At 35.9% G+C, this 11,072-nt stretch carries 7 protein-coding genes; 6 read left to right on the forward strand and 1 reads right to left on the reverse strand.

Going from position 1 to position 11,072, the window contains the following annotated elements; all coding sequences use genetic code 11:
• Positions 1-108 precede the first annotated feature (108 nt).
• The 3 genes from pnp (at position 109) to H3S73_RS01645 (ending at position 5,231) form a co-directional block, all read left to right on the forward strand.
• Positions 109-2,223: a polyribonucleotide nucleotidyltransferase gene (gene pnp, locus H3S73_RS01635; protein ID WP_086327163.1), complete on the forward strand. Its 2,115-nt coding sequence runs from the start codon at positions 109-111 to the stop codon at positions 2,221-2,223.
• 23 nt (positions 2,224-2,246) lie between these two features.
• A complete protein-coding gene (gene nlpI, locus H3S73_RS01640) occupies positions 2,247-3,107 on the forward strand; it encodes a lipoprotein NlpI (RefSeq protein WP_086327164.1) in 861 nt (286 codons plus the stop codon).
• Between the two features lie 354 nt (positions 3,108-3,461).
• Complete coding sequence (locus tag H3S73_RS01645; RefSeq protein ID WP_144091547.1) at positions 3,462-5,231, forward strand: DEAD/DEAH family ATP-dependent RNA helicase; 1,770 nt, start codon at positions 3,462-3,464, stop codon at positions 5,229-5,231.
• A 69-nt stretch (positions 5,232-5,300) separates the two neighbouring features.
• Here the strand turns inward: H3S73_RS01645 and H3S73_RS01650 are convergent, their stop codons facing one another.
• Positions 5,301-6,695: an MFS transporter gene (locus H3S73_RS01650; protein WP_198235730.1), complete on the reverse strand. Its 1,395-nt coding sequence runs from the start codon at positions 6,693-6,695 to the stop codon at positions 5,301-5,303.
• A gap of 147 nt (positions 6,696-6,842) precedes the next feature.
• On the opposite strand from H3S73_RS01650, the gene H3S73_RS01655 reads away from it, so the two are divergent.
• From H3S73_RS01655 to recB, 3 genes are read left to right on the forward strand one after another with little or no spacing between them, the layout of a single operon-like run.
• Positions 6,843-7,139 carry a YfcZ/YiiS family protein gene (locus H3S73_RS01655; protein ID WP_086326658.1) on the forward strand — a complete coding sequence of 99 codons (297 nt, stop codon included), beginning with the start codon at positions 6,843-6,845 and terminating at the stop codon, positions 7,137-7,139.
• 25 nt (positions 7,140-7,164) lie between these two features.
• The gene (gene sixA / locus H3S73_RS01660) at positions 7,165-7,605 is read left to right on the forward strand and encodes a phosphohistidine phosphatase SixA (RefSeq protein WP_198227058.1); all 441 of its coding nucleotides are present in this window, start codon (positions 7,165-7,167) and stop codon (positions 7,603-7,605) included.
• Entirely contained in the window at positions 7,587-11,048 is a 3,462-nt protein-coding gene (gene recB / locus H3S73_RS01665) for an exodeoxyribonuclease V subunit beta (protein ID WP_198235731.1), read from the forward strand. The genes sixA and recB overlap by 19 nt, the downstream gene beginning before the upstream one ends.
• Positions 11,049-11,072 lie beyond the last annotated feature (24 nt).

Below are 11,072 nucleotides of genomic sequence, written 5' to 3' on the forward strand. Positions count from 1 at the left end.
CTTTTGTTGATTATCCCCACATTGTTGAAGTCAGTATCATAACTTAAGTTGTGCTGCTCTCTATCAAAATATTAAACTTCAACAAAATTACTACAAGAGGACATTATTTTGTTTAATCCGACATATCAAAAATTTCAATATGGTCGTCATACCGTTACTTTAGAAACAGGCATTATGGCTCGTCAAGCAACTGCTGCTGTAATGGTTAATATGGATGACACGGCTGTATTTGTAACTGTTGTTGCTGATAAAAAAGTTAAAGAAGGTCAAGACTTTTTCCCTTTAACAGTTAACTATCAAGAACGTACTTATGCTGCTGGACGTATTCCAGGTGGATTTTTTAAACGTGAAGGTCGCCCAAGTGAAGGTGAAACTTTAATTGCTCGTTTAATCGACCGTCCACTTCGTCCTTTATTTCCAGAAGGTTTTGTTAATGAGATTCAAATCATTGCAACAGTCGTATCAGTTAACCCAGATGTTAGCCCTGATTTGGTTGCGATGATTGGTGCTTCTGCTGCACTATGCTTATCTGGTGTGCCTTTCCATGGACCAATTGGTGCTGCACGTGTGGGCTTTATTAATGATGAATTTGTTTTAAATCCATCAGTAAAAGAGCTAGCAACAAGCCGTTTAGACTTAGTGGTTGCTGGTACTAAAAGTGCGGTATTAATGGTTGAATCTGAAGCTGATTTATTAACTGAAGATCAAATGTTAGCAGCGGTCGTATTTGGTCATGACCAACAACAAGTTGTCATTGATAATATTAATGAGTTTGTCGCCAAAGCTAATTGCGAAAAATGGGATTGGGTTGCACCAGTTAAAGATGAAGCGCTTTATAATGCCGTTTCTGAATTAGCAAAAGACCGCTTAGGTGAAGCTTATCGAATTACTGAAAAACAAGCGCGCTATGCTCAAATCGATACAATTAAAGAAGATGTTCTTGCGGCCCTTAAAGCACAAGACGAAGAACTTGATGAAAACAAAGTCATCAATATTATTGTTGATTTAGAAAGTCAAATCGTTCGTCAACGCGTTATTGCTGGTGAACCACGTATCGATGGTCGTGAAAAAGATATGATTCGTGCGCTTGATATTCGTACAAATGTATTACCAAGAACTCACGGTAGTGCACTATTTACTCGCGGTGAAACTCAAGCATTAGTAACAGCCACTTTAGGTACTGAACGTGATGCTCAAATTATTGATGAGTTAACTGGTGAATACACTGAACGCTTCTTATTGCATTATAACTTCCCTCCATATTCAGTTGGTGAAACGGGTATGGTTGGTTCGCCAAAACGTCGTGAAATTGGTCATGGTCGTTTAGCTAAACGTGGTGTTGCAGCAGTAATGCCAAGCATTGAAGAGTTCCCTTACACTGTTCGTGTCGTTTCTGAAATTACAGAATCAAATGGTTCATCTTCAATGGCTTCTGTATGTGGTGCGTCATTAGCTCTTATGGATGCGGGTGTACCAATTAAATCATCTGTAGCTGGAATCGCAATGGGTCTAGTGAAAGAAGGTGATAAATTTGTTGTTTTATCTGATATTTTAGGTGATGAAGATCATCTTGGTGATATGGACTTTAAAGTAGCGGGTACTCGTGAAGGTGTGAGTGCATTGCAAATGGATATCAAGATTGAAGGTATCACTAAAGAAATTATGCAAATTGCGCTTAATCAAGCAAAAGGCGCTCGTTTACACATTTTAGGTGTGATGGAACAAGCGATTAATAAACCTCGTCAAGAGATTTCAGAATTTGCACCGCGTATTTATACTATGAACGTCAATCCGGATAAAATTCGCGATATCATTGGTAAAGGTGGCGCAACCATTAGAGCCTTGACCGAAGAGACCGGAACTACTATTGAAATCGCTGATGATGGTACTGTTAAAATTGCTGCTTCAGACAGTAATAAAGCGAAAGATGCAATGGAGCGCATTAACAATTTAGTTGCTGAGGTTGAACTTGGCAAAATTTATACAGGTAAAGTAACACGAATTGTTGATTTTGGTGCTTTCGTTTCAATTATTGGTGGTAAAGAAGGTCTTGTCCATGTGTCACAAATCGCCGACCATCGCGTTGAAAAAGTTTCTGATTATCTAAAAGTCGGACAAGAAGTGAATGTTAAAGTTTTAGAAATTGATCGACAAGGTCGAATTCGTTTGAGCATGAAAGATGCTGTTGAACCAACGACAGAAACAGCTCAAACTTCCGAATAAAAAATTATTCACTAGGAGTTAAGATGAGACAGTTCAACCTGATGAGAATTCTAAGCTTTTCATTAGCGATTATTCTTATGTCAGGTTGTTCTAATTCTCAGCCTTTACTTGCTGTTCCTGAGCAAGTTTCGTATGATGATGAATTGAAAATTGCACAGATTAGTCAACAGTTATCTCAAAAAGATATTGATGCAGTAACGCGGATACAGCTTATATTTCAACGTGGCGTTGTCTACGATTCACTAGGCTTTAAAGCATTTGCACAAAGTGATTTTAGTTATTTGATGGAATTCAATCCTGAAATTCCAGACATTTATAATTTTATGGGAACTTATGCTTTACGTGAAGGGGATTTTGACAATGCCTTAATGTCCTTTAATACGACAATTGAACTTGATCCAACATATGTTTATGCTTATTTAAATCGTGCCATTACTTTATACCGTACTGGCCATTATCAATCAGCAGAACGCGATGCATATCAATTCTATCAATTTGATGTGAATGAACCGATCAGAATTTTATGGCTTTATTTGATTGACAGAGAGATAGATAATGAAGCTGCACAAAATAAGCTACAAAAACGTTATGATCTAATAAATGATAAAACGATTTATAGTAGCGATATTATTGCATTTTATTTAGGTAAGATTAATGAATCTAAGTTAATGCAAAATCTTCAACAAGGCGTTGAAAGTAACCGGCAGTTAGCCGAACGTCTTTGCGAAGCCTACTTTTATTTAGGTAAATATTATCAAAGTAAAGGTAATAACGAGCGTGCTAAAATGTTATTTAAATATGCTTTAGCTAATAATATTTATAACTTTGTTGAACATCAACAGGCGCTCTATGAAATGAAGTTACTTGAAGAAAATGAAAAGTAACATGGGTCATGCCAGTTTAAAAGTGAAAATATTGTTATAGCGTAGTTCTGATTTGCCAAAAAATATATTCTCAACATTTGATAATACAGTTAGTTTTATCATCTTTTAAATAAATATCATTTAACTTTAAATTTATTTATTTTATATACATTGGATTGTAGTTGAGTCAATATCGGCAGTTAGTTATTGGGGTGAGTTGTAAATTTTCAATTTAGTGAGCTGGCATAAATTTATATAAACTTTCTTTGTTTGAAACAGTAATAATTTAACGATTACTGTCATTCGTTGATCAAAATGCTTAATTTGGTTAACCAAAAGTAAGTTTGTATATTCAAAATTTTTAAGCGAGTTTACATGACAAAAGAAATTTCTTTTATTGACCTTGGTTTATCTGAGGATATCCTTAACGCATTAAATGATCTTGGTTTTAGCAAACCATCACCAATCCAATCTGAATGTATTCCTCTATTATTAGCAGGTAACGATGTATTGGGTATGGCACAAACAGGTAGTGGTAAAACCGCTGCATTTTCAATTCCTTTTTTAATGAATATTGATGCAAACCTAAAAGCACCACAACTTTTAGTTTTAGCGCCAACGCGTGAACTTGCGATTCAAGTTGCTGATGCTTGCACAGAATATTCAAAATATATGAAAGGAATAAAAGTATTAGCATTATATGGTGGTCAACGTTATGACGTTCAATTGAGAGCATTAAAGCAAGGACCTCAAATTGTGGTCGGTACACCAGGACGTTTACTTGATCATTTAAATCGTAAAACGTTAGATCTTTCTAATCTTAAAGGATTAGTGCTAGATGAAGCTGATGAAATGCTAAGAATGGGCTTTATTGATGATGTTGAAAGCATCATGGCGACAATTCCTGAAGATCATCAAACAGCACTATTTTCAGCGACAATGCCTGCGCCAATTCGTCGTATTACTAAACGATTTATGCATAATCCTAAAGAAGTACAAATCAAAGGCACTAACCAAACTGCACCAGATATTGAACAGAGCTATTGGCTTGTTCGTGGTATGCGAAAAAATGAAGCGATTGTTCGCTTTTTAGAAGCTGAAGATTTTGATGCGGCAATTATTTTTGTTCGTACAAAATCAGCGACTTTAGATGTTGCAGAAGTGCTCGAAAAACATGGTTACAGCTGTGCTGCTTTAAACGGTGATATGACACAACAATTACGTGAACAAACATTAGATCGATTACGTAATGGTCGTTTAGATATTTTAATTGCAACCGACGTTGCAGCTCGTGGTTTAGATGTTGAGCGTATCAGCTTAGTTATCAACTATGATATCACCTTAGATTCAGAATCTTATGTTCACCGTATCGGACGAACAGGGCGAGCAGGTCGTGCCGGTCGTGCAATTTTATTTGTTGATAGCCGCGAACGTCGTTTACTTAAAAATATTGAGCAAACAATTAAGAAAACTATTCCAGAAGTGGGCTTACCATCAAAAGATCTGCTTGAAGCGCGTCGCTTAGCGAAGTTTACTGAACAAGTTCAAAAACAACTTGAAAGTAGTGATTTACCACAATATCAAACCTTGTTAGCGCAAATACAAGCTGATAGTGGTGCTGATCTTGAAACGATTGCTACAGCGTTATTAAAATTAGCTCAAGGTGAACGTCCATTAATTTTACCACCAGACCCGGTATTTAAGCCGTCTCGTGAAATGCGCGATCGCGATAATCGTGGAGGAGAGCGCCGTTTACGTGGTGATAATCGTGAAACGCCAAAACGTCGAGAACGCCGTGATGTTGGTGAAATGGATATGTACCGTATTGAAGTGGGTAAAGAAAACGGTGTTGAAGTACGTCATATTGTTGGTGCAATTGCAAATGAAGCAGATATCAGTAGTCGCTACATTGGTAATATTAAGCTCTATGAAACTTACTCAACTGTTGAGTTACCAAAAGGTATGCCAAAAGATATCTTAAAACATTTTGAAAAGGTAAGAGTACTTAACCAACCGATGAAAATGAGCTTAGTTAGTGGTAATACTTCGGAAACTAAGCGTGGTCGTAAAAGTACTAAATCTGATGCTGGTGATAACAAAAGTTCACCTAAAAAACGTGGTCGTCCAGCAGCGCCTAAGTTTTAATACATTTTAGTGTTAATACTTTTTAGTTTTGATTGTTGCAAACCTCTATCTTTATGGTAGAGGTTTTTTTTATTGTTTTTCTTTTAGATTGTTGCCTGCATTTTTAGGTAAAGTAATGAAGTCAATCATCGCCAGTAAAGTCATTCCTGCCACCATAAACAGCGCTAATTGAAAATCTTCAACCATTAAACCCGTTTGGCTATGCCCATTATAGCTGGAAGCAATAAATAGAAATAACGCACTTAAAACAATACCCAGTACGTTATTTAATTGTTGAAAAATGGTTGATAAGATGTTGGCGCTTTGTATTTCGTTTTTATCAATTTCTGAAAAACTAAGTGTTGTGATTGTGGTAAATTGGATAGAACGCGCACCACCTGAAAAGAATAGAACCAATATAATCCATATGATTGGTGTTTCTGGTGTGAAAAGAGCACATAATACAAAACTAAATGACAGTAACAAACCATTAACGATAAGAATTTTACGGAATCCAAACTTGTGTATTAATGGAGTATTAACGGTTTTAAGGATAATATTGCCTGCAAATAGTGAAAGTAGTAACGAACCAGCGGTTAATGGCGACCATCCAAAGCCGACTTGAAACATAAGAGGTAAGATAAATGGTGCACTGTTTAAACCAATTCGTATTAATGAACCGCCAAAAAAGGTCATTCTAAATGTGCGTTTTGAAAACGCGTACAGGCTGATTAATGGGCACTGCGTATGCGTAAGATGATAATAGGCAAAGATTAATACTAAACTACCGACAAAAGAAATGGCAAGACCCAGCCAGAGGCTATGATTTGAATGAGAAACCATTTCTAGCCCATAAACAAACAGTAATAAGCCTAAACCACAAGCGATAAAGCCCACACTATCAAATGTACGCTTTTCAGGTTGCTCTTTGGGTAACAGTCGATGAGCGAAAAACAGAGCGATAAAACCTAAGGGAATATTAAGAATAAATATCCAATGCCAAGTGAGATATTGAGCAAAGAATCCACCAATAATTGGTCCCATCAATGGCGCAATTAAGCCGGGCCAAACTAGAATCGAAATTGTGCTAACCAGATGCTGTTTTTCGGTTCGACTTAATACAACAGTTCTGCCTACTGGTACCATTAAAGATCCACCTAATCCTTGAATTAACCTTGCGATGGTAAACATGGTCAGACTGGTCGATAAAGCACACAATATTGACGCTAACATGAATAATACAATCGAAATGGAGAAAGTCCAATACGCTGTAAAACGATTTGCTATCCAGCCACTTGCAGGTAAACCAATTGTAAGCGCTAACATATAAGCGCTAATACCAATAGATAAATCTTGTGGATTAGTTAAAAATGATTTTGCCATTGCAGGTATTGCAGTGGTGATTACCGTCGCGTCCAGATTTTCCATGAAGAACGTTGCGGCAACTAAAATCGCCATTTTTCGGACGTGATTATTTTGCTGCATTATATTATTTAATTGATTGAGAAAAATAGAAATAAGGTTCTAATATACCCCAAAAGTTTGAGTTATGATAAAGCTTTTTACATTTTGCCCTTAGTTATGATTAAGAGTATACTATATGGAAAATTAATCGGTAAATAGAGGTATAGCATGACAGATTCTTTAAACAAATGTAAAGCGAATGAAACCCCAGCGTGTTGTTGTGTAGATGTTGGTACTATTATTGACAATGAAGATTGCAGCGCTGAGTATGAGCATGTCTTTGCAACAGAATCAGAAGCCCAAGCTAAATTAGCATCATTGACACAAGCTGCCAAAACAGTTGAAACGGAACCTTGTGAAATTAATAGTAATATAGAAAAAGTTAATGATGGTTTTAAATTATCTGCAACATTTACTTTTTGCTGCGGTGCAGAATGCATGATCTTCCAATTAAAATTACGCTAATAAAAGATTGATGAAAGTTTGTATTATGAGACATGGTGAAGCAGGATTTTCTGCTTCATCCGATGCAAGTCGAACCTTGACTGATTATGGTATTGAACAAGCAAAACAAGCTGGAATTTGGCTTAAAGAGCAAAATTTCCATTTTGATTTAGGTTTAGTCAGCCCCTATTTACGAGCACAACAGACGTTAACAGAATTATCATCACAGGTCAGTGTTGCAAAAGTGACAACCGATAAATTCTTAGTTCCAGGCGGTAGTGCATCTTATATAGCTGATACATTAACGATGCTAGTAACCAATGGTGTTAATAATGTAATTGTTGTCTCACATCTACCATTAGTGGGATATCTTGTTAATGAACTTTGTCCGCATGTTTCGCCACCTATGTTTCCAACTGCTGCAATTGCTTGTGTGGAGCTATCATTAGATGCTTCTGGAAAGCTTGAATGGTTTCATCAAGCGTAGTAAAAAAACTTAACCTTTTTGATTTACCTTTAACCGGTCGAAGTTTAATTGAAGCATCGGCAGGAACGGGTAAAACTTATTCACTCGCCTTTATCTATTTAAGGCTATTACTTGGTATTGGGCAAAATAGTTATCCAAAGCCTCTTGAGGTTAGCCAAATTCTTGTTGTAACTTTTACTAAAGCCGCGACGCAAGAATTACGCTCACGTATTCGTCAAAATATACAAGAATTAAGACTTGGTTTAATCCAAGGGCATCATCAAGATCCTATTTATCAAAAATTAATTGATTTAATTGATGATCGCCAGTCAGCAGTGCAAAAGCTTACTGATGCCCAACAGGCAATGGATGAAGCGGCGATCTATACTATTCATAGTTTTTGCCAACGAATATTAACCAGCCATGCATTTGAATCTGGAGTATTATTCGAACAAAAGTTAGTAGCCGATGAATATCAATTGCAATTACGTGTAGTACAAGACTTTTGGCGTCATTATTTCACGCCATTAGATAAATCGCTTGCTTATCTTATTATTGATACTTGGAAAGATCCTGCCACATTATTGAGAGATATTAACCCTTATTTGGGATTAGGTGTCGAGGATGATGATAAATCAAATCCAGATATCAGAGCAACGATTGAAGCTTTTTATGAAAAAAATCATAAAAAAATAGAAGAGATTAAACAAGATTGGTTGATTGCTGTTGCTGATTTGAGCGAAATTATTACTCAATCTGGTGTGAGTAAACAATCTTATAGTAGCCGGAATTTACCCAATTGGTTAAATAAAGTATCGACATGGGCAAACAAAGCAACACAAACGTTTGAATTACCTAATGAACTTGAAAAGTTTCGTCAATCAGTATTAAACGAAAAAACCAAAGATGTAAAAAGTGCTCCTTGTCACTCTATTTTCGAAAAAATCGAGTCACTTTATCAACAACCCCTTAATTTACGTAGTCAAATCTTAATGGATATTGTTGGTATCATTCAAAAAGGGATCTATAAGGAAAAACTAAAAAATGGCGCTATAAGTTTTGATGATCTTATTTGGCAACTTAATCGAGCTCTGTTTGTAAAAAATGGCAAACGACTGGCGAAAAGTATTGCGTCACAATATTGTGTTGCCTTAATTGATGAATTCCAAGATACCGATCCATTACAATATCAAATATTTAATCGAATTTATGATAGCCAGCAGTCCGATCGTGGATTGTTATTTATTGGTGACCCAAAGCAAGCTATATATAGTTTTCGTGGTGCTGATATCTTTACTTATTTGGAAGCTAAACGATCGACGGATGAAAATCATTATACGATGGATGTAAATCATCGTTCTTCTGCAACAATGGTGAATGCGGTTAATCAGCTATTTGCTAATCATGATACCCCATTTGTGTTTGATGAGATTCCTTTTTTACCAATGCAGGTGGCAGAAAGAAATCAAAAAAAAGCATTGTTATTAAATAATGAAGAAGTCTCCGCATTAACGGCTTATCTATTACCACAGGAAATTTCAACAAATGCTGATTATCAAGAATATATGGCAAGTTGTTGTGCGAAGCAGATTGTGACTTTATTGTCGAGTTCTTCAATACTAGTGGATAATGAGGAAAAACAACGTCCGGTAATGACGGCAGATATTGCTGTTTTAGTACGTACAGGACGTGAAGCTGAAATCATCAGACAAAAATTAGCATCGTTGGGCGTTAAAAGTGTTTACTTATCAAATCATAGTAGTGTTTTTTCATCAACGGACGCAAAAGATGTACTTAACCTATTGCAAGCAGTGTTAATGCCCGAAAACGAATCAACACTGCGCTTAGCCTTAATGACATCACTGTTCGGTCAAACAATGACTGAACTTGAGCAAATTACAGATGACCAAGATAAGTGGGAAAGTTTGGTTGAAGAATTTAAGCAATACCAAGCTATTTGGCTACATTATGGCGTTTTAGTCATGTTACGCCGAATGATGAAACGACGTCATTTAGCTGAAAATATCTTAGCACGTCAAGATGGTGAACGAACTTTAACGAATATAATGCATTTAGGAGAATTGCTTCAAGAAGCTGCAGATGAATTAGACAGTCCTCATGCTTTAGTTCGTTGGTTGACTAAACAAATAGTCAGTCCAGATCTTAATTTAGAAAATCACGAGCAACGTCTTGAGAGTGATGAAAACTTAGTTAAAATTATTACAATTCATAAATCAAAAGGGCTAGAGTTTCCTATTGTTTGGTTGCCTTTTATCTCATTATATCGATCATCTGACAGTCAATTTTATCATGATAAAGATAATGACTATAAGTTAACTTATGCATGGTTATTGACGGATGAAATTAAGCAACAAATAGAAGATGAACGTCTTGCTGAGGATTTACGTTTATTGTATGTCGCTATGACGCGCTCGGTATATCATTGTAGCATCGGTCTTGCTTCTTTGAAAAAAAGTCAGTCAGCTATTAATCATCTTTTGAAAAATGACTTAAGGGCTATTGGTAATATGGCAAACTTAATTGATGTCGAATTGCCAATTTATGGTGAACGCTATGTTACTCCTATGTTATCGGTTCCAACACTATCAGCTAATGTTTTTACACGCAAGCTCTCAAACTGTTGGCGAGTAACCAGTTATACTGAATTACAGCAACATCAAAATGCCTTATTGAACTATAATCTTGATATCATTAATGATTGGGATGAGCCGCAATTTAAATCCACTAGTGAAGAACTTGTTGAATTGCAATATGACATTCACCATTTCCCTAAAGGGGCATATGTTGGTACTTTAATGCACAGTATTATGGAACATATTTCATCCGATAACATTGATGAATTATGTACTGAGATGGTGAAAAAACTCAATCTTGATTCTAATTGGAATAGTATTGTTGCCAATTGGATGAGACAAGTATTGGCGACTGAATTGGGTCAGTCAGGATTAATATTATCAAACATATTAATGGGTAGATGTATTAACGAGTTACAATTTTATTTACCTATACGCCAATCTGTAACTTGTCAGCAATTAGATTCTTTGTGCAAGAAATATGATGATTTATCTCAATCACGTTCTGAATTATCCTTTGATTCTGTGCAAGGTATGTTGAAAGGATTTATTGATTTAGTCTTTGAATTTGAAGGTAAATATTATGTGGTCGATTATAAGTCAAATTGGTTAGGTGATAATATTGATCATTATGGGCAAAATGCACTGAAAAAAGTGATGATAGAACATCGTTATGATCTACAATATCAACTTTATAGTTTGGCATTACATCGATTTTTGAGAAGCAGGATATCCAATTATCAATATCAGACCCATTTTGGTGGGGTATATTATCTCTTTTTACGGGGTATGCCTGAACAGGGTATTTTTTATCATCGACCTCAGCAAGAATTTATAGAAAAACTCGATCAATTATTTGAAGGCCATTAGGCATTAACTCTTTAATTAACTAAC

Source organism: Gilliamella sp. B14384G12, from assembly GCF_016101825.1.
In the GTDB taxonomy this organism is placed as follows: domain Bacteria; phylum Pseudomonadota; class Gammaproteobacteria; order Enterobacterales; family Orbaceae; genus Gilliamella; species Gilliamella apicola_N.